We start from the raw sequence: 21,535 nt of genomic DNA, 5'->3' as shown, positions 1-21,535 counted from the left end.
CCGCGCTCGACCACGCCGACTTCCCGCCTATGCGGCCCGGTGAAGTCTGGCTCGTCGGCGCAGGCCCCGGTGGCCCCGGCCTTGTCTCCCTGCTGGCCTATCACGCATTGGGCCAAGCCGATGTCATCGTGCATGATGCGCTGGTCTCGCCGGACCTCTTGGCCTTGGCTCCAAGGCGCACGCAGCGCGTCTTTGCCGGCAAGCGCGGTGGAAAACCCTCGCCAAGGCAGGCGGATATTTCCCTGCAGCTGATCGAGCTGGCACTGGGCGGCAAGCGCGTGCTGCGTCTCAAGGGCGGTGATCCCTTCATGTTTGGCCGCGGTGGCGAGGAGGCGGGGGCGTTAGCGACCGCAGGCGTGCCTTTCCGCATCGTGCCCGGCATTTCGGCCGGACTTGGTGGCCTCGCCTATGCCGGCGTGCCGATCACCCATCGCGATACCAATCAGACCGTGCTTTTCCTGACCGGCCATGACGAAGCCGGTGCTGTGCCCGGCGCTATCGACTGGCCAGCCGTTGCCCATGCCGCGCCGGTGATCGTCATGTTCATGGCGGTCAAGCATCTCGGCTCTATCGCTGATAAGCTCCTCGCTGCCGGCCGTGATCCCCAAGATCGCATCGCCGTGGTTTCCCATGCCGCCACCCCGCAGCAATCGGTGATCGAAACCACGCTTGCAGAGGCGCATGCGCTTGGCGACGTGCCGACCCCGGCGATCGTTGTGCTTGGCCCCGTCAGCAGCTATCGACAGTCGCTCGATTGGTATGTCGGGGAGGCCCGAAAGCATGTCTTTGGCTAAAGGCCTCGTCATTGCGGCCCCGCGCTCCGGCTCGGGCAAAACTACCATCACCCTCGGCCTGCTCGCCGCCCTGCGTCGCCGCGGCACCGTCGTCGCCCCCGCCAAGACCGGTCCCGACTATATTGACCCTGCCTTCCTCGCCCGCGCTGCCTTGCGCGAGGCGGTCAATCTCGATCCCTGGTCGATGGGCCCGGCGCAGCTGAAATCCCTTGCCGCGACGCAGTCCGTCGGCGCCGATCTATTGCTGGTCGAAGGCGTCATGGGTCTGTTTGATGGCGCGGCCGACAATACCGGCTCCACGGCCGATCTCGCCGAATTGCTCGAACTGCCCGTGGTTCTGGTGGTCGATGCCGAGCGGCAGAGCCAGTCTGTTGCCCCGCTGGTCGCCGGCTTCGCCAGTTGGCGCCCGGGCGTGCGCGTCGGCGGCGTCATCCTCAATCGCGTCGCCTCGATGAAGCACGAGCGCATGCTGACCGAAGCGCTTGCTGCCACCGGCATTCCCTGCCTCGGCGCCATCCCGCGCGACGCCAATCTCGTCATCCCCGAACGCCATCTCGGCCTTGTGCTGCCGGGGGAGGTGGCGAGTTTCGAGACTTTCCTTGATGCCGCCGCTGAAGCCATCGGCGAGTATGTCGACCTCGATCGCCTTGCGGCACTCGCCGCGCCTTTGCCTGAAACCGGTGCCCCATCCCGGCCGCTCGCGCCGCTCGGCCAGCGCATCGCCATTGCCCGCGACGACGCCTTTGCTTTCCTCTATCCGCATCTGCTCGACGGCTGGCGCAGCCTGGGCGCCGAACTGAGCTTCTTCTCGCCGCTCGCCGACGAAGCGCCATCACCCGGTGCTGACGCCGTGTTTCTCCCGGGTGGCTATCCCGAGCTGCATGGCCAAACCATTGCCAGTGCACAAAATTTCAAGGCTGGCCTTACTGCCGCCCGCGACCGCGACGCGCTGATCTATGGCGAATGCGGTGGCTTCATGGTCCTGGGTGACGCGTTGGTCGACAAGCATGGCGTCAGCCACGCCATGACGGGTCTTCTTCCTGTCACCACCCGCATCGACCGCCCCAAACGCATCCTTGGCTATCGCCGGCTGGCCCATTCCGGCGCGCTGCCCTGGCCCGCACAGCTCAACGGCCATGAATTCCACTATTCGTCCGCCAAACAATCTCGCCTCCCCCCACTGTTTTCCGCTACCGATGCCACGGGCCAGGCCTTGCCCCCCATGGGCGCCGCCATTGGCCGTGTCATGGGATCATACGCCCATGTGGTAGACCGGGGATAACGCATGGCTAAGGCACTGATGTTCATGGGAACTGGCTCCGATGTCGGCAAGTCCTTGCTCGTCGCCGGCCTCTGCCGGGCGCTCAGCAACCGGGGCATCTCGGTCGCCCCCTTCAAGCCGCAGAACATGAGCAACAATGCCGCCGTCACCATGGACGGCGGCGAGATCGGCCGCGCCCAGGCGCTGCAGGCCCGCGCCGCGCGGCGCGATCCCGTGACGGCGATGAACCCCATCCTGCTCAAGCCCGAGGGCGAGACCGGATCGCAGGTCGTGGTGCGCGGCAAGCGCCTCGCCTCGATGACGGCGCGGGACTATTGGCGCGAGCGGGGAAAATTTATGCCGCAAGTGCTTGCAGCGTTTGAGGAAATTTCCGCTGATGTGGATGTAGTGCTGGTGGAAGGTGCCGGCTCGGCCTCCGAGGTCAACCTGCGGGCCAATGACCTGGCCAATTTCGGCTTTGCCGAGGCGGCAGATGTGCCGGTGGTACTGGTCGGCGATATCGAGCGCGGCGGCGTCATCGCCAGCCTGGTCGGCACGTTCGCTGTCATTCAAACCACTGATGCTAAACGCATTGTCGCGACGCTGGTCAACAAGTTCCAGGGCGATCCAAGCCTCTTCGATGCGGGAAAAAGCTTCATCGCCGCGCGCTCCGGCGTGCCCTGCCTCGGCCCGATTCCCTGGTTTTCAGCGGCCGGAAAGCTGCCAGCAGAGGATTCACTCGCGCTTCGCACACTGGCCTCTGACGCTAACAGACTGTTAACATTTGCCGTAACGCAACTGCCCCGTATTGCGAATTTCGACGATCTCGACCCGCTCCGCGCCGAACCCAATGTCAATGTGGTGATGGTCCAACCCGGCGACGCCATTCCGCGCCATGCCGACTGGGTGATCCTGCCCGGCTCGAAATCGACCCGCGCCGACCTCGCGGCGCTGCGCGCCAATGGCTGGGATATCGACATCGCTGCGCACCATCGCGCCGGCGGCAGGGTGCTGGGGATTTGCGGTGGCTACCAGATGCTGGGCCGGACCATTGCCGATCCCCACGGCGTGGAAGGTCCGCCCGGCACGAGCGAAGGTCTTGGCCTCCTCGATCTCGAAACCACTTTGACGCCGGTCAAGCAATTGCGCGTGGAACAGGCGCAGCATGTCGCGTCGGGAGAAGCGATCAGCGGCTATCACATGCATATGGGCGAGACAGTCGGTGCGGATCGGGCGCGGCCCTTTGCCATGGTCGACGTGGCAGGGGAGGGGGCTGTCAGCCAGGATGGCCGCGTCATGGGCACCTATCTGCATGGCCTCTTCGCCAGCGATGGCTTCCGCCGCGCCATGCTGGGCAGTCTGGCCAGCCCCGACCTCGCCTATGAGGCGAGCGTGGAACAGACGCTTGACGATCTCGCCGCCCATCTCGAAAAGCACCTCGATATCGACGCCCTGCTGGCGCTGGCAAAAGAGGTGAGACTGGACTGATGCACGCTTTCATCGCGCCCCTCGCCCTCCTCGTCGAACGTTGGCTCGGCTATCCACAAAAGCTGGTGGATGTGATCGGCCACCCGGTGATCTGGATCGGCCATCTGATTACTTGGCTCGAAAAAGCCGTCGACAGGCGCCCGCGCACGCCCGAACAGCGCAAGCTGGCCGGCGTCGTCACCCTCGCCATCCTGCTGCTGACGGTGCTGGTCATCAGCGTCTCCATGCAGCAGCTGCTGCGGCTGGTCTTCTTCGGCTATGTGCTGGAGGTCCTTGTTGCCACGACCTTCCTCGCCCAGAAGGAGCTCGGCCGTTCCGTCCAAAAGGTCGCCCACGCCCTGCGCTCGTCGCTGCCCGAAGGCCGCGACGCGGTGAGCCATATCGTTGGCCGCGATCCGCAGGCGCTGGATGAGGCGGGCGTTTCCCGCGCCGCCATCGAGACCCTGGCCGAAAGCACCAGCGATGGCGTGGTGGCGCCCTGGTTCTGGCTGGTCCTGCTCGGCCTGCCCGGCATAGCGCTCTACAAGGCGATCAACACCGCCGATTCCATGATCGGTCATATGAACGAGAAATATCGCGACTACGGCTGGGCTGCGGCAAGGCTCGACGACTGGGTCAACTGGATCCCGGCGCGATTGACTGCCGTGCTGATCACCGCGGCCTGTTTCTTCACGCCCTTCGCCAGCCCCTCGAAGGCCTGGGACACGGCCCGTCGCGATGCCCGCAAGCACAAGTCGCCCAATTCGGGCTGGCCGGAAGCAAGCTTTGCCGGAGCCCTGGGATTCAAGCTGGGCGGTCCGCGCAGCTATGATGGGGAGATGGTGGACCTGCCCAGCTTCGGCACCGGCAAGGTGGACCTTGTCGGAAGCGACATTTTGCGCGCGCTGGTGCTTTATCGCGCGACGCTCAATGTGCTGCTGGGCCTGAGCGTGGTCGTGGCGTTGTTGGTTTGGGTGGCGTGAGGCGAAGGCGAGTCTTCGTTGGGTACCCCCTCCTAGCCTCCCCCTGAAAAGGGGGAGGGATTTGGCCGGTGGGTTGGCAAGTTGGTGCCACAAGCTGGATCAGTCCCTCCCCCTATCAGGGGGAGGTCAGGTGGGGGTATCCGCCTAAGATCTTTCTAGGCCTCATGAATCCGCGTCTCGGCTGGCCCCGGCGCCTCGCCCTTGAGCACCATCGGCAATCCCGCGACCACGAAATACACATCGTCGCAAATCGCCGCCAGCCGCTGATGCGCCGAGCCCGCCAGGTCACGGAAGGTGCGGGCCATGGCATTGTCCGGCACGATGCCGAGGCCGACCTCATTGCTGACCAGGATCACCTTGGCCTTCTTGAGCTGCACCAGCGTGGCGCTCAACTCGCTCACGGCCTTGGACACATCTTCGTTGGCCATCAGCAGGTTGGTGATCCATAGCGTCAGGCAATCAACGAGAATCACATCGTGCTCGTTCGATGCCTTGATCAATGCATCGGGCAGGTCGAGCGGCTCCTCGATCGTGGCGAAATTGGCCGAACGCCCCGCCTTGTGGCTTGCGACACGATCGCGCATCTCCGCGTCGAGCGCTTCTGCGGTCGCCAGATAGGCCGGCTTGCTGCCGCTGCGGATGGCCAATTGCTCGGAAAAGGCCGTCTTGCCTGAGCGCGCGCCGCCCAGAACCAGCACATGTCGTGTCATTTCCGTCCCTCGTTCCTTTGGCCTTGAGGCAAAATCCGCCAGCGGCTAAGCGGTTGCCCAGCCAGCACAGCCTTGGCATGCAAATGCGGCTCTTGGCAGGCGCTTTTTGTGCCTTATTCTACTTTCGTCTAAGACACTTTCGCATTATGGTCCGGCCCGAAACGAGACCTTAGAGTCAGTCGAAAAATTCGGAGAATCCGAGCGTGACCAGATACTACCTTGGCGTTGATGGCGGTGGCACCAATTGCCGCATCCGACTGGCCGATGAGAATCTGCAAACGCTGGCCGAGGTCAAGAACGGCCGCTCCAACCTGCAGATCGACGATGGCGAGCCCGCCTACAAGGCCATTCTCGACGGCACGCGCGATGCCTTTATTGCGGCTGGGATCGATTATGCCGAGACCGCCAATACCTATGCCTGCTTCGGCATGGCCGGTGGCCGCATGGATAGCGCCCGCGCCGAATTCACCGCCCGCAAATGGCCCTTCGCCGGCGTGAAGGTCTATGACGATATCGATATCGCCCATGCCGGCGCGCTGGGTGGCGAGGAGGGCGGCGTCATCATCGTCGGCACCGGCTCGGCCGCAATGTCCATTGTGGGTGGTACGCGCTATCAGGCCGGCGGCTGGGGCTTTCCCACCGGCGACCAGATGAGTGGCGCCATTCTCGGTCGTGAGCTGATGCGCTATTCTGTCGAGGCCGAAGACGGTCTCGTCGAGACTTCGCCACTGACCAAAGCGGTCATCGCCCAGCTTGGCGGCGACAATCAGGCCGTCATGTCCTGGGCCTTCGCTACGGCGCTCGATCTCAAGATTTTCAGCACCGACGGCAGCGAAGGCTGCGACGATGCCCTGATCGGCCGCGCGCCGGCCGAATTCGGCAAGCTGATGCCGCTGTTCATCGAATATCTCGAAAAGCAGGATCCGGTAGCGCTCAAGATGCTCGATATCGAGTTGGGCTATATCGACACCTATGTGCAATGGTTCAAGCGCCACGGCGCATCTGTCATGGCCATTGTCGGTGGTTTTGGCCAGCGCCTGTTCCCCATTCTCGAAGAAAAATACGGCAGCTTCGTTGCCCTGCCGAAATACGAACCGCTGCACGGGGCCGTTATCCTTGCGCAGCAGAACTTCGCGTCAAACTAAGGACGAGCCCAGTGTCCAGCCGTATCATTCCCGTCCAGCCTTTCGACTATGTGGTGTTCGGCGCCACGGGTGACCTGACCAAGCGCAAGCTCATTCCTGCGCTCTATCACCGCTTCAAGGACGGCCAGTTCGACGAGCAGAGCCGCATCATCGGCGCCTCGCGCTCCAAGCTCAGCGATGCCGAATTCCAGACCGCCGCCCGCGATGCGGTCACCCAGTTCGTGGAGAAGGAATATCAGGACGAGGCCGTCATCGAGCGCTTCGTCAAGATTTTCAGCTATGTGCCGGTCGATGCCAGCAAGCCCGATGAATCGGGCGACCTGGGCAAGGCTTTGCGCGATGACCCCAATGTGGTCCGCGCCTTCTATCTTGCCGTCGCGCCCGATCTCTTCGAGCCCATCGCCGAGTATCTGCAGAAGAAGAAACTCTATCGCCGCGACGCCCGCGTCGTGATCGAAAAGCCGCTCGGTCATGACCTTGGCTCGTCGATGGAAATCAACGATGGCGTGGCCAAGATCTTCAAGGAAGATCAGGTCTATCGCATCGACCATTATCTCGGCAAAGAGACGGTGCAGAACCTGCTGGCCCTGCGCTTTGCCAATACGCTCTTCGAGCCGATCTGGAATTCCGCCCATATCGACCACGTGCAGTTGACCGTGGCCGAAAGCGTCGGTGCCGGCACGCGCGGCTATTACGACGAATCTGGCGCTCTGCGCGACATGATCCAGAACCACATGCTGCAGCTGCTCTGCCTCGTGGCCATGGAACCGCCCGCCAGCGACGACGCCAACGCTTTGCGCGATGAGAAGCTGAAGGTGCTGCGCGCGCTGAAACCCATCACCAATGGCGACGTGGCCAGGAACACCGTGCGCGGCCAGTACAAGGGCGTGAAGTCGGAAACGACCTCGGTCGCCGGCTACCAGGAAGAACTGCCCGACGAGAAGAAGGGCAGCCGCACCGAGACTTTCGTGGCCCTCAAGGCCGAAGTGCAGAACTGGCGCTGGTCGGGCGTGCCCTTCTATTTCCGCACCGGCAAGCGCATGGCCAGCCGCGTCTCGGAAATCTGCATCCAGTTCAAGCCGATCCCCCATTCCATCTTCGATCACGCCGAAGGCGCGCCGCGCGCCAACAAGCTGATCATCCGCCTGCAGCCCGACGAGGGCGTCAAGCTCCTGATGATGATCAAGGATCCGGGCCCGGGCGGCATGCGCCTGCGCGAAGTGCCGTTGAACCTGAGCTTTGCCCAGACGTTCAGTGAACGCGCGCCGGAAGCCTATGAGCGCCTGCTGCTCGACGTGATCCGTGGCAACCAGGCGCTGTTCATGCGCCGCGACGAATTGGAAGAGGCTTGGAAGTGGGTCGATCCGATCCGTGAGGCCTGGGATCGCTCCAGCGAACCGCCGCAGAGCTACGTGGCCGGCACCTGGGGCCCAAGCGGCGCCATCGCGCTGATCGAGCGCGACGGCCGCACCTGGTATGAGGACGACAACTAGTGAACATCGAACGCCGCAGCTTTGCTGACAAGCCGACCCTCGCCAAGGAACTGGCCGAGGCCGTTGCCGATCGCATCCGCAATGCGATTGCCGAGCGTGGCGTGGCAGCGATCGCCGTCAGTGGTGGCTCGACTCCCGGGAAGTTCTTCCAGTCGCTGGGCAAGACCAGGGATATCGACTGGGAAAAGGTCATCGTGACCCTGGTCGACGAACGCTGGGTCGACGAGACCAACGATCGCTCCAATGCCTTGCTGGTCAACGAAAAGATGCTGCAGGGCCCGGCTGCCGTGGCCCGTTTCTTCCCGCTCTATTCGGGCGGTGATGAACCCGACGCCACGGGCGTTGCGAAAACCAATGCGCTTTTGGCAGAACTGCCCGAGACCTTTGCCGCGGTGATCCTGGGCATGGGCAGCGATGGCCATACGGCGAGCTTTTTCCCCGGCGGTGATACGCTCGATGAAGCGCTGAGTTCCGAAGGTCCGGCTCTCGCCATCCGCGCGCCTGGCGCGGGCGAGCCGCGCATAACCTTTACCCTGCCGCGACTCCTCCGCGCGGATGGGCTGTACCTTCACATCGAAGGGGAGGAAAAGGCCGACGTGCTCGACACGGCTTTGGGTGATGGTCCCATCGAGGACATGCCCATCCGCGCCGTCCTGCGATCCGGCCACGCCGTAACCGTCTATTGGTGCCCATAGTCCCCTCAGCGATCCCCAATCGATTGCTCTGGCCACTACGCGGCTCCGCACACGGGGCGCTTGTCACGATGGAGGTATCCCCTCCCTTCGTCGCGAACATGCGCCCATTACCAGGAGCATGATCATGTCCGTTCGTCAGGCCATTCAGGATGTCACCGACCGCATTGCGGAGCGCAGCCGCGACACGCGCCGCGATTATCTCGGTCGTCTCGACGCCGCCCGTGAGGCCGGCGTGCACCGCGCCGTCCTCTCCTGCGGCAACCTTGCCCATGCCTTTGCCGCCTGCTCGCCCGCCGAAAAGGCTGCGCTGGCTGGCAACAAGACGCTCAACCTGGGCATCGTGACGTCCTATAACGACATGCTCAGCGCCCATCAGCCCTATCAATTCTATCCCGACATCATCAAGGAAGCCGCCCGCGAGATTGGCGCCACGGCCCAGGTCGCTGGCGGCGTGCCGGCCATGTGCGATGGCGTGACCCAGGGCCAGCCGGGCATGGACCTTTCCCTGTTCAGCCGCGATGTCATCGCCATGGCGACGGCGATTTCGCTCAGCCACAACATGTTCGACGCCGCCGTCTATCTTGGCATCTGCGACAAGATCGTCCCGGGCCTGCTGATTGGTGCCCTGACCTTCGGCCACCTGCCGGCCGTCTTCGTGCCCGCCGGACCCATGCCCTCGGGCATTCCCAATGATGAAAAGTCGAAAGTCCGCCAGCTCTATATGGAGGGCAAGGTCGGCCGCGCCGAACTGCTCGAGGCCGAGAGCAAGTCCTATCATTCGGCCGGCACCTGCACCTTCTATGGCACGGCCAATTCCAACCAGATGCTGATGGAAATCATGGGCCTGCACCTGCCGGGCGCCAGCTTCGTCAATCCCGGCACGCCGCTGCGCGACGCGCTGACCCGCGAAGCCACCGTCCGCGCCCTGTCGCTGACGGCCCTGGGCAATAACTATACGCCGGTCGGCCATGTCATCGACGAAAAGGCCATCGTCAATGGGCTCGTCGGCCTCCACGCGACGGGCGGATCGACTAACCACACCATGCATCTGATCGCCATCGGCGCTGCAGCCGGCCTCCAGGTGACCTGGGACGACATGAGCGACCTCTCCGATGCGACACCGCTCCTCGCCCGTGTCTATCCCAACGGCGTCGCCGACGTGAACCATTTCCACGCCGCTGGCGGCATGGGCTTCCTGATCCAGGAACTGCTGGAATCCGGGCATTTGCACGAAGACGTCAAGACCGTCTGGGGCGATGGCCTCTCCAACTATACCGTCGAAGCCAAGCTGCTCGACGACAAGCTGGCCTTCGAGCAGTCGCCCAAGGAATCGGCGCTTCCGAAGGTGCTGACCTCGACCAAAACGCCGTTCCAGCCGACCGGTGGTCTGAAGCTGCTCACGGGCAATCTCGGCCGTTCGGTCATCAAGGTCTCGGCCGTCAAGCCCGAGCACCGCGTCGTCGAAGCGCCCGCCCGGGTCTTTCACGGCCAGGATGCGCTGCAGGCCGCCTTCAAGGCGGGCGAGCTGACCGGCGACATGATCGCCGTGGTCCGCTTCTCCGGCCCCAAGGCCCTCGGCATGCCCGAACTGCACAAACTGACGCCATCGCTGGGCATCATGCAGGACCGCGGCTTCAAGGTGGCGCTGCTCACCGACGGCCGCATGTCAGGCGCCTCTGGCAAGGTGCCCGCCGCCATCCACATGACGCCCGAAGCGATTGACGCGGGCCCGATCAGCAAGATCCGCGACGGCGATCTGATCCGCCTCGACGCCAATGAAGGCACGCTGACCTTCCTCGGCGACGAAAAGGAATTCTTCTCCCGCACGCCTGCAACGGAAGACCTCCGCAGCCAGCATTTCGGCATGGGCCGCGAACTGTTCGCCGGCTTCCGCAGCCTGGTGGGTGTCGCCGACAAGGGCGCGAGCGTGTTTCAGTAAAGCTCAGGCGGCGGGCAGGGTAATCGGTTCGATGGACCGAAGCACTCCTTCCGCCGCCGCTTCGGCCAGCGTCAGGTCGTAAAGCCCCTGCATGTTGATCCAGAATTCCGGCGTCATGGAGAAAAACCGGCCCAGCCGCAGGGCTGTGTCGGGCGTGACGCCGGTTTCCTCGCGCACCAGCCTTTCGATGCGGGTTCTGGGTACCCCCAGCCGCCCCGCAAGCGCGTAGGGCGTCAGACCCAAGGGCTCAAGCAATTCCTCACGCAGATACTCGCCGGGATGAACGGGCGGGGTGATACGGACTGTCATGGCCATTCTCCTTCAGTGATAGTCCACAATCTCGACATCCTCGGCCCGGCCATCGACCCAGCGAAAGCAGATACGCCACTGATCGTTGATGCGTATTGAATGCTGACCGGCGCGGTTGCCGGACAAGGCTTCGAGCCTGTTGCCCGGTGGCACACGCAGATCGGCCAATTCGATCGCAGACATCAGCGCAGCTAGCCGTCGCTGGGCAGGTCGCAGCAAATCGGCAGCAAAGCCCTTGGGCACCTTGCCGTGAGCCACCTGTTCAGCAATTTTGCCGCGAAATGACCCGATCATGCCGCACCGTTTTGGTATCAATACTTGATACGTGTTAGGGCGTCAAGATTTGGTATCAGTTTGCGATACTGCTGCTCCCCCAGCCACCCCGCTATCACCTCCGGATCGCGCGGCGTGAGCTCATGGGTAACGGAGACGACTTCGAACTGCACGGTTGCACCGGCCTGCTCCAGTACCTGCGCCAGTTCCTCGCTTTTGCTGCGATAGGCGTCGTTTTCGCCAGCGATAATGAGCACCTGTCGCCCGCTGAGATCGGCCTTGGGCACCGCGCTCAGGACCGGCACCGGCCGCAGCAGGACCGCCTTGCGGATCAAGAGGTCCGGCTGCAGCAGCATGGCGGCGGCGAGGAAATTGGCGCCGTTGGAATAGCCGATCGCCACGGTCTGCTCGAAATCTAGGCCATAGGCGGATCGTGTCTCGTCCATGAAGGCGGTCAGGGCGCCGGATTCGAAGGCAATGTCCTTCTGGTCGAACAGGGTCGGGCCCAGGCTGCGGAACCAGCGCTGCGTGCCGCTTTCCACGCTGCGACCGCGCAGGCCGAGCAGGGTGGCATGCGGATCGGCGCGGTGAGCCAAGGGCATCAGATCGGCCTCGTCGCCACCCGTCCCATGCATGAGCAGCAGCGTGCGACCACTGGGCATCTCGGGCGTGAAGAAGCGATGCGTGTAGATCAGGTCGCGATAGACCACGCGCTCATCGCCCGGCAGGCCGAATTGCGGCAGCATGACCTTGATGTCCTCTGCCTTGTCCTGCTCGTCGGGCGGCACGAACAGTGTCGTACCCAGAGCCTCGACACTCTCGTCCTTGATAAACCCCGGCCCGTCGCTGGCCATTTCGATCAACACGCCACCCGGCTCGCGCACATAGAGCGAGGTGAAGTAGTTCCGGTCATGCAGGTTCGTGAGACTGGAATTGCGCTGCCGCAGCGCCTGTTCCACACTTTCGACGGCCGCCGCATCCGTCGCACGCACCGCCACATGGTCGGCCGTGCCCGTGCCCGGCGCGCCGGGCCAGAAACCCGAGGCATCGCGGATATCGAGCACGTCGCCAATGTCGGACACCATGCGCTGCGTCGTGCCCTCGCTGGCGCCGGTGCGGAAGCCGAAATACTGGCGCAGGAAGCCAACGGTTTCCTCCTGCACCTCCGACAGCAGCGTCACCCCGTGAATGCGGCGAATGGCATGCTCGGACGGAATGTCGCTCTCGGGCATGACCAGTGCGGGCAGGGCGGCGCCCACCAGCTTGATCACCACGCCATCCGGGTCGCGTAAGCGCAGCACCGGCTCGCCGAATTCCTGGGAACTGCCTTCGACCTGAACCTGATGCCTGATGGCTCGCTCCAGCCAGTAGCCGATCGAACCGGGCGCAATGGCCAGCGCCAATTCGCTGACCTGCCCCGCCCCAGCCTGGCCGCGGCCACCACCCTCCCAGACAAGGAAGGTGATCAGCGAACCCGGCTCGGCATTGTAGTCGCCGTAAAACAGATGCAGCTGCCGCGCATCCTCATAGCCGCCCGTCCGCTTGACCAGCCGCAACCCGAGGAAGCCGACATAGAAATCGACATTGGCCTGCACATTGCCGCTGATGAGCGTGACGTGGTGAATTCCGCTGGTCATGCTGTTCCTATCGGCTCCGGCCAAACAGCCGTTCGATATCTTTTTTCTTGAGCTCGACATAGGTCGGCCGCCCATGGATGCACTGGCCGGAGTGCGGCGTCGCCTCCATGTCGCGCAACAGCGCATTCATCTCGTCGACCCGCAAGCGCCGCCCCGATCGCACCGAGCCGTGGCAGGCCATGCGCGCGATGATGGCCTCCATCCGGTCGCTGACCGCCGCAATACTGTCCCATTCGGAGAGGCCATCGGCCACGTCGCGCACCAGGCCCTCGATATCGGAATTGCCAAGCAGGGCAGGGGTCTCGCGCACGGCAATCGCCCGCGGCCCGAAGCGTTCGAGATAGAGCCCGAAACGCTCGAGTTCAGGGGCCGCGTCTTCGAGCCGCGCACAATCCTCCTCCGGCATTTCCACCACGAGCGGGATCAGCTGCGCCTGGCTCGCCACCGGCCCCGAGGCCAGTTGCGCCTTGAACCGCTCATAGACGAGACGCTCATGGGCAGCATGCTGATCGACCAGCAACAGCCCCTCGCCATTCTGGGCGATGATGAAATTGTCAAACATCTGCGCCCGCGCCGTGCCCAGCGGAAACTCCATCAGCGCTGGGGCCGCCTCTGCCGCCTCGACCCGGGCACTCGGCTCGCTCAGCCCCGCCAGCCCGCTTTGTGCCTCATAGTTGGGCGACCAGGGATTGGCACTGCCCGTACTCATGGGGCGGTCGTAACCGGCGAAAGCCGAGCTGCGCGCGGGCGCATAGCCATAGGACGACGCCGGCGCCGCAAGCTCAGGCGCAGAGCCCACCTCATAGGCCGGCGCCGTGAACGCCCCCAGCACATCATCGGCCACGCTGGTGCTGGCCTTGAACCCCGCCGCCGTCAGCGCCTCGCCCACGGCACGGATCACCGCGCCGCGCACCGCACCCGCATCGCGAAAGCGCAGCTCGGCCTTGGCCGGATGCACATTGACATCCACCTCGCCCGGATCGACCGCGATATAAAGCGCCACCACGGGAAAGCGGTCGCGGAAAGTGTAGTCGGCATAGGCCGCGCGCACCGCGCCCACCAGCACCTTGTCCTTCACCGAACGGCCGTTGACGAAGTAAAATTGCGAGAGAGAGTTCGCCCGCGTGTAGGTCGGAAGGCCTGCCATGCCGGCGACAACAACGTTATGCCGGCTGGTCGCCAGCCGCACTGCGTTCTGCGCGAAGTCATCGCCCATCACCTGACCCAGCCGCGCTTCGAGCGCACCGTGGCCGCTGACCGAGGGCCAGTTGCTGGGCGAACGGTCGCTGCCATTGAGCATGAAATGCACGCCCGGATTGGCCATGGCCAGCCGCTTGATCACATCGGTGATGGCGCCGCCTTCGGCCCGATCGCTTTTCAAAAATTTCAGTCGCGCCGGCACATTGGAAAAGAGGTTCTTCACCTCCACCGTGGTGCCCCGGTTCATCGCCACCGGCACCGGGCCGGTACGGACGCCGCTTTTGACCTCAAGCTTCAGCCCGCTTTCGGCGGTGGCAGTGCGCGAGGCAATGGAAAGCTCGGCCACCGAGCCGATGGAAGCCAGCGCCTCCCCGCGAAAACCGAGGGTTCGGATATCGTCGAGCTCGTCTTCGTTGAGTTTGGAGGTGGCATGCCGCTCGACCGACAGCACTAGGTCGGCACGGTCCATGCCATGCCCGTCGTCCTCGATCCGGATCAGCCCCTTGCCGCCCGCCGCCGTTGTGACCACGATCCGGTTGGCCCCCGCATCGATGGCATTTTCCACCAGTTCCTTGACCACACTGGCAGGCCGCTCCACCACCTCGCCGGCGGCGATGCGGTTGATCAGATCTTCGGGCAGTTGGCGGATGGGCAAGGGCGATTCTCCTGAAGCCGTAATATAGGGCAGACGGCGATGCTTTCGAGAGTCTTTGTCGGATACCCCCACCTAGCCTCCCCCTGATAGGGGGAGGGATCCGGCCGGTGGGCGTGGCAGGATCGTGCCTCAAGCTGGATCTGTCCCTCCCCCTTTTCAGGGGGAGGCTAGGTGGAGGTACTCTTTCTCACACTTGAGCCTCGCCGCCGCTGCCGCTAAGTCTCATCCATGACCCGCCAATCCCCCATGGACCTTGCCCTTTCCCTCGCCGACGAGGCCGCCACCCATGGCGAGGCGCCTGTTGCCGCCGTGGTCATGGAAGGCGATGTGGTGCTCGCTGCCGAGCGCAATCGCATGAAGGCCTTGGGCGATCCCACGGCCCATGCCGAAATGCTGGCGATCCGAGCTGCGCTTAAGACCCGCGGCACCGGCCGCCTCGACGGCTGCGACCTTTACGTCACGCTCGAACCCTGCGCCATGTGCGCCGGCGCCATTGCCCATGCCCGGCTGCGCCGCGTCTATTTCGCTGCCGAAGACACCAAGGCCGGCGCTGTCGAGAACGGCATCCGCCTTTTTGATCAGCCCACCTGCCACCACCGGCCTGAAATCATTTCCGGCCTGGGCGCCAGCCGGGCTGAGGCGCAGCTGCGCGATTTCTTCCGGGCGCTGCGTTAGCCCATCTCCACGATCGCCCTGACCATAGCCCGCACTTCCTCCCGCGGCAGGTGGCCTTCGCTGGCCATGTTGTGGATCGTTGCGCCTTCGATAACAGCGTCGAGCGCCCGCGCGACATGGGGCGGGAAATGCAGTTCCATGGCCTGTCGGCTATGGCTCATCCAGTCTGACAGGATTTTGCGGATTTCCGGCTTCCGGGCCGCAAAGGCATAAAGTTCGAACAACTGCGTCATATAGGGATCGGTCCAGGTGCTGCCGCAGATGATATCGACCACGGCCTCGCAGGCCTCGTCGCGGTTTTTCGCCCCCTCCAGCATGCGCCAGTAGTAGCCCGAGATCTGCCGGTCGAGCCGGGTGAAGGCGGCGATGACCAGCTCTTCGAGACTGTCGAAATGATAGGTCATGGAGCCCAGCGGCACATCGGCCGCTTCCGCCACGCGGCGATGCGTCGTGCCAGCCACGCCATGTTGCGCAATCACCTCCAGCGCCGCGCCGATGATGCGCTCGCGCCGGTCCGGATCGTGCCGGCGTCGGGCTTTCATACTGTCGCTCATAGAATTTCCCCAACAACAGCTTCCCTTCTAGCGCGTTTGCGTACATATGTACACATAACTGTACGCCTGTACGCATCGACCACCCAAGGCCCCACAATGGATTCCGCTACAAGCCGCCGGCGCTTTGCGCTGTTTGTTTTCTTCTTCCTGCCCGGCGTGGCGCTCGCCTCTTGGGTCACGCGCACGCCGGCCATTCGCGATGCCCTGGGCGCCTCTATCGGCGAAATGGGCCTCGTGCTGTTTGGCGTCTCCGTCGGCTCGATGACCGGCATTCTCAATTCAGGCTGGCTGGTCGGCCGCTTCGGCACGCGGCCGATTGCACTGGTCAGCATGCTCATCGTCATGCTGGCGCTGACCGTGATGGCCGGTGGTGTGGTCCTGGCCTCGGCCTGGCTGGTGGCCTTTAGCCTGTTTCTCTTTGGCCTCGGCATGGGCATGTCGGAGATCGCCATCAACGTCGACGGCGCCGATGTCGAGCGCATTTCCGGCCAGCATGTGCTGCATACGCTGCATGGTTGCTTCAGCCTCGGCACGGTGGCAGGCGCCCTGCTCGGCATGCTGGCCACGGCGATCAACTTCCCGGTGGCGTTTCATCTGGTCGCCATTGCCGTCATTGCCGTGCCCTGCCTGTTTTACTTTGTGCGAGACATTCCCTTCGGCATTGGCATCGAAGCCCGCGCTGTCGGAGGCGGGGCGCCTATTGATCGCGGCCCGGCTGTCTGGAAGGATCCGCGCGTCATCCTGATCGGCATCGTGGTACTTGCCATGGCTCTCGCCGAGGGCGCGGCCAATGACTGGCTGCCACTGCTGATGGTCGACGAATATGGCTTCAGCGCCACTTCGGGCTCGCTGGTCTTCCTCGGCTTTGCCTCGGCCATGACACTGGGCCGCTTCGCCGGCGGCTGGTTCCTCGCCCGCTTCGGCCGCGTCGCCGTCATTCGCGGATCGGCCGTCATTGGTGCCATTGGCCTCTGCTTTGTCATCTTCGCCCACAACCCGATCCTCGCCGGTGCGGCGGTGATCCTCTGGGGCCTCGGCGCCTCGCTCGGCTTCCCCGTCGCCATTTCGGCCGCCGGCGATTCTGGTCCCAATCCGGCCGCCCGCGTCCGCATCGTCGCCATGGTGGGCTATGTCGCCTTCCTCGTCGGCCCGCCGCTGCTTGGCTTCGTCGGCGAGGAATTCGGCCTGCGCAATGCCATGCTGATCGTACTGGGACTGGTAGGGCTCGCAGCACTGCTGGCTTCCGCCATGCAGGGCAAGGCGATCCAAGGCGAGGCCGAGCCGGCCAAGGGCTAAAGCCGGCCACATTCACCGCTTAGGCCACCCTGCTGCATTTTCTTGTGGCAGGGTGGCCTTCTGCCCGCTATGCGAAGGCAAAGCTTAAGCTCGGAGAACCGGCATGATCATCGAACCCAAGATTCGCGGCTTCATCTGCACCACGGCCCATCCCGTCGGCTGCGCCACCAATGTGCAGCGCCAGATCGACCATGTCGTGGTCAAGGGCGCCATCCCCAGTGACCGCAAGCGTGTGCTGGTTCTCGGCTGCTCGACCGGCTATGGCCTTGCCTCGCGCATCGTCACCACCTTCGGCAGCGATGCCGATACGGTCGGCGTCTCCTTCGAGCGCCCGCCCGCCGAAGGCAAGACCGCCAGCGCCGGCTGGTACAATAACCGCGCCTTCGAAAAGCGCGCCGAGGCCGCCGGGCGCGTCGCCACGACCATTGAGGGCGATGCCTTCTCCGACGCCACCAAGGCCGAAGCCATTGCTGCCATCAAGGACAAGCTCGGCCAGGTCGACCTAGTGGTCTATTCCGTCGCTTCGCCGGTCCGTACCGATCCCAAGGACGGCGTGACCTACCGCTCGGCCATCAAGCCTTATGGCGCAGCAGTCACCTCCAAGACGCTCAACACCGGCACGGGCGAAGTCTCCACCATCTCGGTCGAGCCGGCGACCGAAGACGAAGCCGCCGCCACCGTCAAGGTCATGGGTGGCGAGGATTGGGAACTCTGGATCAAGGCCCTGTCCGACGCCGGCGTGCTGGCCGACGGGTTTCTTTCGCTCAACTATACCTATCTCGGCAGCGAACTGACCTGGCCGATCTATCACAAGGGCACCCTGGGCAAAGCCAAGGGCGACCTTGATCGCGCGGCAACCGCCATCCGCGCTACCCATGGCGAGCATGCCGCCCATGTCGTGGCGCTCAAGGCCGTCGTGACTCAGGCGAGCTCGGCCATTCCCGTCGTGCCGCTCTATGGCACTGTCCTGATCAAGGTCGAGGACGAAATGGGCTTGGGCGAAGGCCCGATCGAGCAGATCGACCGCCTGTTCCGCGCCAAGCTCCAGGGCGACATTGCCGCCGATGACGAGAACCGCATCCGCGTCGACGATTGGGAACTGTCCGAGACCATGCAGGCCGAACTGGCCAAGCGCTGGGAAGAACTCACCACCGAAAACCTCGCCGACCTGGCCGACCTGCCGAAATATCGCGAGGAATTCCTGCGCCTCTTCGGCTTTGGCCTCAGCGGCGTGGACTATTCCGCCGATCTCGATCCGACCATTCCGGCCTGATCTGCCTTTCTGACAAGCCTTTGATGGCCCGCCGGTGACCCGGCGGCCATTCTTGTTTGTGCGTCGCCGGTAAACTAGATTTAGGGGACACAGTCGGGAGCCGACGATGGACACGATCAATATCGAGGACGCCGATACGAACCTCTCCAGCCTTGTCGAAAAGGCAGCTCAAGGCGAGATTTTCATCATCGCCAAGGCCGGCAAGCCCATGGCCAAGGTGGTGCCGATCGATCCGCCGGAAGAGAAAAAATTCCAGCGCATTGGTTTCATGGAAGGCCAGTTCAACATCCCCGATGACTTCGACACCATGGGTCAGGAGGAGATCGAGGACATGTTCTACGGCAAGGAATGAGGGTCTTTCTCGATACACACATCCTTCTCTGGGCTAGCGCCAAGCGCGACCGGCTTCCCCTAGGCGTAGCTGAGATTCTGGAAGCTGCAACGACCGTGCCCTGTTTCAGCGTGGTCAATGTCTGGGAAGTGGCAATCAAGGCCGCCCTGGGCCGTTCCGACTTCACGGTCGATCCCGGTGATCTTCGCAGGCGCTGGCTGGATATCGGCTATCGGGAGCTGGACGTTACCGGAGAACACGCTGTCGCCATCGGCCAACTGCCCCTGATCCATCGCAATCCCTTTGATCGCATGCTGGTAACGCAAGCCAAGGTCGAGGGGCTGGACTTCTACACAAGCGACGCCCAGCTATCCCGCTATGGCGACCCCGTCCGGTACTTCAGCTAGACGCTTGGATTAACCGGCACCTTGCCGGCGATATAGGCTTCGATCTTGCCGGCGAGAATGCGCTTGAAGCGCTCTTTTTCCGCGTCGCCGCGCTCGACGATCTCGCGTACGCGCCAGAATTCCATCGCCCCGAAATTGGCGACATGGGGCCGGATATACATGTCCGGCGGATAGGCGGCCATCATATGCGCCGTCAGGGAATGCATCATGATCTGGGCCGAGCCGAACCACATGTCGAGCGCCTTGTGGTCGGTCTTGGTGAGACCCTGCGACGGGTCGCCGTTGACGTCGATGCCGATCAGGAAGTCGGTGCCGATATCGGCCTGGTCGAGCGGCAGCGGATTGACCACGCCGCCATCGACGAGGATGTGATTGGCATAGGTCACGGGTTTGAACAGGCTCGGAATGGCGATCGAGCCCGCAATGGCGGGCCGCAGCAGGCCGGAATTGAACACCACCTGGTGCCAGGACTGGAAATCGGTCGCCACCACATAGAGCGGGATCTTGAGGTCCTTGAACTGCAGCGGAAAGCTCGTCGGGGTGAAAGCGTCCACGATATGGGTCGCGTCGAGCTGCATCGGAATGCCGGTCTTGAACACGCCGCTCAAGCCGCGCAATTGCGTTGCCCAGAGCTTGCTGGCGATGATCCGCATCGTGCCCAGCACTTCATAGCTATGCTCGCGCAATTCCTTGCCGGTCATCCCGGCCGCCCAGCCGGCCCCGATCAGCGCGCCGATCGACGTGCCCGAGATCACGGCGGGCTTGAGGCCCAGCTCGTCCATCGCCTCGATATAGGGAATATGCGTCAGCCCGCGCGCCGAACCGCCGCCCAGCGCGACCCCAATCCGTGGTCCAGACAGAGTTTCCATCTCCACCCGCTCCTGACGCCTCGACCGCATCCGCTCGATGATCGCCCTTCCGCGCATTTGCAGCGGTGTCGGCGGGCGTTGAGGCGGCGTACCGTCAAAGACAGTTCGAAGATAGGCTAGGCTACCCAGATTGAGAAAGGGTTCAGCTGGGTTTGGGGAGCTGTCGGGCGATTTCGCGCCAGCCGATGTCGCGGCGGCAGAAGCCTTCTGGCCAGTCAATCGCGTCCACGCCTGCATAAGCACGGGTCTGTGCCTCCTGCACGGTATCGCCCAACGCTGTCACATTCAGCACGCGTCCACCGGCAGCCAGTAAACGGTCGCCATCGCGCCGCGTTCCCGCATGAAAGACGGTCAGATGATCATTGTCGAGGCCATCCATGCCGCGGATCTCGCTGCCCTTGCCATAGTCGCCCGGATAGCCATTGGTGGCGAGGATAACCGTCAGCGCATACTGGTCTTTCCAGCTGACGTCATGGCCTTTGAGCGACCCCGTCGCCGTGGCATGCAGCAGCGGCAGCAGGTCGCTTTCCATCCGCATCACCAGCACCTGCGTCTCCGGATCGCCGAAGCGCGCATTGTATTCGACCAGTTTCGGCCCATCCGGCGTCAGCATCAGCCCGGCATAAAGCACCCCCTGATAGGGCGTTCTGCGCGCCTTGAGACCACGCACCGTCGGCCAGATGATCTTTTCGATCACCTCGTCATAGACCTCGCGCGTCATCACCGGAGCCGGCGAATAGGCGCCCATACCACCCGTGTTGGGCCCCTGGTCGCCGTCGAACACCCGCTTGTGGTCCTGCGCCGTGGTCAGCGGCAGGATGTTCTCGCCATCGCAGAGCACGAACAGGCTGACCTCCTCGCCCTCCATGAAGTCCTCGATCACCACCGATGCACCGGAGGCGCCAAAAGCGCCGGAGAAGCAGTCGATAACAGCCTCTTCGGCCTCTTCGATGCTCATCGCCACGGTCACGCCCTTACCCGCGGCCAGACCATCGGCCTTGACCACGATCGGTGCGCTCTGGGTGTAGAGATAGGCCAGCGCCTTGGCTTCGCTGTCGAAGCGCCCATAGGCAGCCGTGGGAATATCCATCTCGTCGCAGAGCTGCTTGGTAAAACCCTTCGAGCCTTCCAATTGTCCCGCGGCCTTGCTCGGGCAGAAACAGGTGATCCCGGCGGCGCGCACATCATCGCCCAGCCCGGCGACGACCTGGGCATCCGGGCCCACCACGACGAAATCCACCGCCATCAGCTTGCAGAAATCCACCACGGCCTTGTGGTCGGTAATGTCGATAACGACATTGTCCGCCACCGATCCGGTGCCGCCATTGCCCGGCGCGATGAACAGCTTGGTCAGGAGCGGCGACTGCGCGATCTTCCACGCCAGGGCATGCTCGCGCCCGCCCGAACCGATGACCAGAACCCGCATACCGTGCCTCCAGATTTGTGCAGGCGTGATGCACGATGGGGAGAGGGGTGGCAAGGATTAGTTGGGCGTGGTGCATCCCCATCCACGGTGTCACCCCGGCCTTGAGCCGGGGCCCATCCTGAGGTGCATGGTCTGCCGCAAGG

General features: G+C 63.7%; 21 protein-coding genes. 13 read left to right on the top strand and 8 right to left on the bottom strand.

The genetic code is table 11. The annotated features are described in order from the left end of the window. The first annotated feature begins 29 nt into the window (after positions 1-29). The 4 genes from cobA to cbiB are packed head-to-tail and all read left to right on the top strand — an operon-like array spanning position 30 to position 4,505. A complete protein-coding gene (gene cobA / locus P0Y65_12990) occupies positions 30-794 on the top strand; it encodes a uroporphyrinogen-III C-methyltransferase (protein ID WEK06795.1) in 765 nt (254 codons plus the stop codon). Then, positions 781-2,076, top strand: a complete 1,296-nt coding sequence (locus P0Y65_12985; protein WEK03117.1) for a cobyrinate a,c-diamide synthase — start codon at positions 781-783, stop codon at positions 2,074-2,076. Before cobA ends, P0Y65_12985 begins: the two co-directional genes overlap by 14 nt. 3 nt (positions 2,077-2,079) lie before the next feature. Further along, the gene (locus P0Y65_12980) at positions 2,080-3,543 is read left to right on the top strand and encodes a cobyric acid synthase (protein ID WEK03116.1); all 1,464 of its coding nucleotides are present in this window, start codon (positions 2,080-2,082) and stop codon (positions 3,541-3,543) included. Further along, positions 3,543-4,505, top strand: coding sequence for an adenosylcobinamide-phosphate synthase CbiB (gene cbiB / locus P0Y65_12975; GenBank protein WEK03115.1), 963 nt, complete (start codon positions 3,543-3,545; stop codon positions 4,503-4,505). The genes P0Y65_12980 and cbiB overlap by 1 nt, the downstream gene beginning before the upstream one ends. A gap of 155 nt (positions 4,506-4,660) precedes the next feature. On the opposite strand, the gene cobU is transcribed toward cbiB, so the two are convergent. After that, complete coding sequence (gene cobU, locus P0Y65_12970; protein WEK03114.1) at positions 4,661-5,215, bottom strand: bifunctional adenosylcobinamide kinase/adenosylcobinamide-phosphate guanylyltransferase; 555 nt, start codon at positions 5,213-5,215, stop codon at positions 4,661-4,663. A 203-nt stretch (positions 5,216-5,418) separates the two neighbouring features. On the opposite strand from cobU, the gene P0Y65_12965 reads away from it, so the two are divergent. The 4 genes from P0Y65_12965 to edd all read left to right on the top strand — a co-directional run bounded on the left by P0Y65_12965 (position 5,419) and on the right by edd (position 10,487). Then, positions 5,419-6,360, top strand: coding sequence for a BadF/BadG/BcrA/BcrD ATPase family protein (locus tag P0Y65_12965; protein WEK03113.1), 942 nt, complete (start codon positions 5,419-5,421; stop codon positions 6,358-6,360). Between the two features lie 11 nt (positions 6,361-6,371). After that, a complete protein-coding gene (gene zwf, locus P0Y65_12960; GenBank protein WEK03112.1) occupies positions 6,372-7,853 on the top strand; it encodes a glucose-6-phosphate dehydrogenase in 1,482 nt (493 codons plus the stop codon). Beyond that, positions 7,853-8,548, top strand: a complete 696-nt coding sequence (pgl, locus tag P0Y65_12955; protein ID WEK03111.1) for a 6-phosphogluconolactonase — start codon at positions 7,853-7,855, stop codon at positions 8,546-8,548. Before zwf ends, pgl begins: the two co-directional genes overlap by 1 nt. Positions 8,549-8,672: 124 nt before the next feature. Beyond that, entirely contained in the window at positions 8,673-10,487 is a 1,815-nt protein-coding gene (edd, locus tag P0Y65_12950; protein WEK03110.1) for a phosphogluconate dehydratase, read from the top strand. Positions 10,488-10,490: 3 nt separating this feature from the next. On the opposite strand, the gene P0Y65_12945 is transcribed toward edd, so the two are convergent. Genes P0Y65_12945 through mutL form a run of 4 tightly spaced genes read right to left on the bottom strand, consistent with a single transcriptional unit; the run spans position 10,491 to position 14,561 of the window. Next, on the bottom strand, positions 10,491-10,796 hold the full coding sequence (locus P0Y65_12945; GenBank protein ID WEK03109.1) for a HigA family addiction module antitoxin: 306 nt from the start codon (positions 10,794-10,796) through the stop codon (positions 10,491-10,493). A gap of 12 nt (positions 10,797-10,808) precedes the next feature. Next, positions 10,809-11,090 carry a type II toxin-antitoxin system RelE/ParE family toxin gene (locus P0Y65_12940; GenBank protein WEK03108.1) on the bottom strand — a complete coding sequence of 94 codons (282 nt, stop codon included), beginning with the start codon at positions 11,088-11,090 and terminating at the stop codon, positions 10,809-10,811. Between the two features lie 17 nt (positions 11,091-11,107). Continuing rightward, positions 11,108-12,706 carry a VOC family protein gene (locus P0Y65_12935; GenBank protein ID WEK03107.1) on the bottom strand — a complete coding sequence of 533 codons (1,599 nt, stop codon included), beginning with the start codon at positions 12,704-12,706 and terminating at the stop codon, positions 11,108-11,110. A 7-nt stretch (positions 12,707-12,713) separates the two neighbouring features. Beyond that, a complete protein-coding gene (gene mutL / locus P0Y65_12930) occupies positions 12,714-14,561 on the bottom strand; it encodes a DNA mismatch repair endonuclease MutL (GenBank protein ID WEK03106.1) in 1,848 nt (615 codons plus the stop codon). A gap of 228 nt (positions 14,562-14,789) precedes the next feature. On the opposite strand from mutL, the gene P0Y65_12925 reads away from it, so the two are divergent. Beyond that, positions 14,790-15,236, top strand: a complete 447-nt coding sequence (locus tag P0Y65_12925) for a nucleoside deaminase (protein ID WEK03105.1) — start codon at positions 14,790-14,792, stop codon at positions 15,234-15,236. Here the strand turns inward: P0Y65_12925 and P0Y65_12920 are convergent. Next, the gene (locus P0Y65_12920) at positions 15,233-15,790 is read right to left on the bottom strand and encodes a TetR family transcriptional regulator (GenBank protein WEK03104.1); all 558 of its coding nucleotides are present in this window, start codon (positions 15,788-15,790) and stop codon (positions 15,233-15,235) included. The genes P0Y65_12925 and P0Y65_12920 overlap by 4 nt on opposite strands. Before the next feature lie 96 nt (positions 15,791-15,886). Here P0Y65_12920 and P0Y65_12915 point away from each other — a divergent pair, with 96 nt between their 5' ends. The 4 genes from P0Y65_12915 (at position 15,887) to P0Y65_12900 (ending at position 19,097) form a co-directional block, all read left to right on the top strand. Then, complete coding sequence (locus tag P0Y65_12915) at positions 15,887-17,086, top strand: MFS transporter (protein ID WEK03103.1); 1,200 nt, start codon at positions 15,887-15,889, stop codon at positions 17,084-17,086. Between the two features lie 103 nt (positions 17,087-17,189). Beyond that, positions 17,190-18,359 (top strand): trans-2-enoyl-CoA reductase family protein, encoded by a 1,170-nt coding sequence (locus P0Y65_12910; GenBank protein WEK03102.1) that lies wholly within the window; start codon positions 17,190-17,192, stop codon positions 18,357-18,359. Between the two features lie 106 nt (positions 18,360-18,465). Then, positions 18,466-18,711 carry a type II toxin-antitoxin system prevent-host-death family antitoxin gene (locus tag P0Y65_12905; protein WEK03101.1) on the top strand — a complete coding sequence of 82 codons (246 nt, stop codon included), beginning with the start codon at positions 18,466-18,468 and terminating at the stop codon, positions 18,709-18,711. Then, entirely contained in the window at positions 18,708-19,097 is a 390-nt protein-coding gene (locus P0Y65_12900; protein ID WEK03100.1) for a type II toxin-antitoxin system VapC family toxin, read from the top strand. Before P0Y65_12905 ends, P0Y65_12900 begins: the two co-directional genes overlap by 4 nt. Here the strand turns inward: P0Y65_12900 and P0Y65_12895 are convergent. Together P0Y65_12895 and purD are read right to left on the bottom strand one after the other, a co-directional pair. Further along, positions 19,094-19,966 carry a patatin-like phospholipase family protein gene (locus tag P0Y65_12895; GenBank protein WEK03099.1) on the bottom strand — a complete coding sequence of 291 codons (873 nt, stop codon included), beginning with the start codon at positions 19,964-19,966 and terminating at the stop codon, positions 19,094-19,096. The genes P0Y65_12900 and P0Y65_12895 overlap by 4 nt on opposite strands. A gap of 142 nt (positions 19,967-20,108) precedes the next feature. Beyond that, positions 20,109-21,392, bottom strand: coding sequence for a phosphoribosylamine--glycine ligase (purD, locus tag P0Y65_12890; GenBank protein ID WEK03098.1), 1,284 nt, complete (start codon positions 21,390-21,392; stop codon positions 20,109-20,111). Between the last annotated feature and the right edge of the window lie 143 nt (positions 21,393-21,535).

This window comes from Candidatus Devosia phytovorans (assembly GCA_029202405.1).
Taxonomy (GTDB): Bacteria; Pseudomonadota; Alphaproteobacteria; order Rhizobiales; family Devosiaceae; genus Devosia; species Devosia phytovorans.
This window is presented reverse-complemented; position numbering and strand designations above follow the sequence as displayed.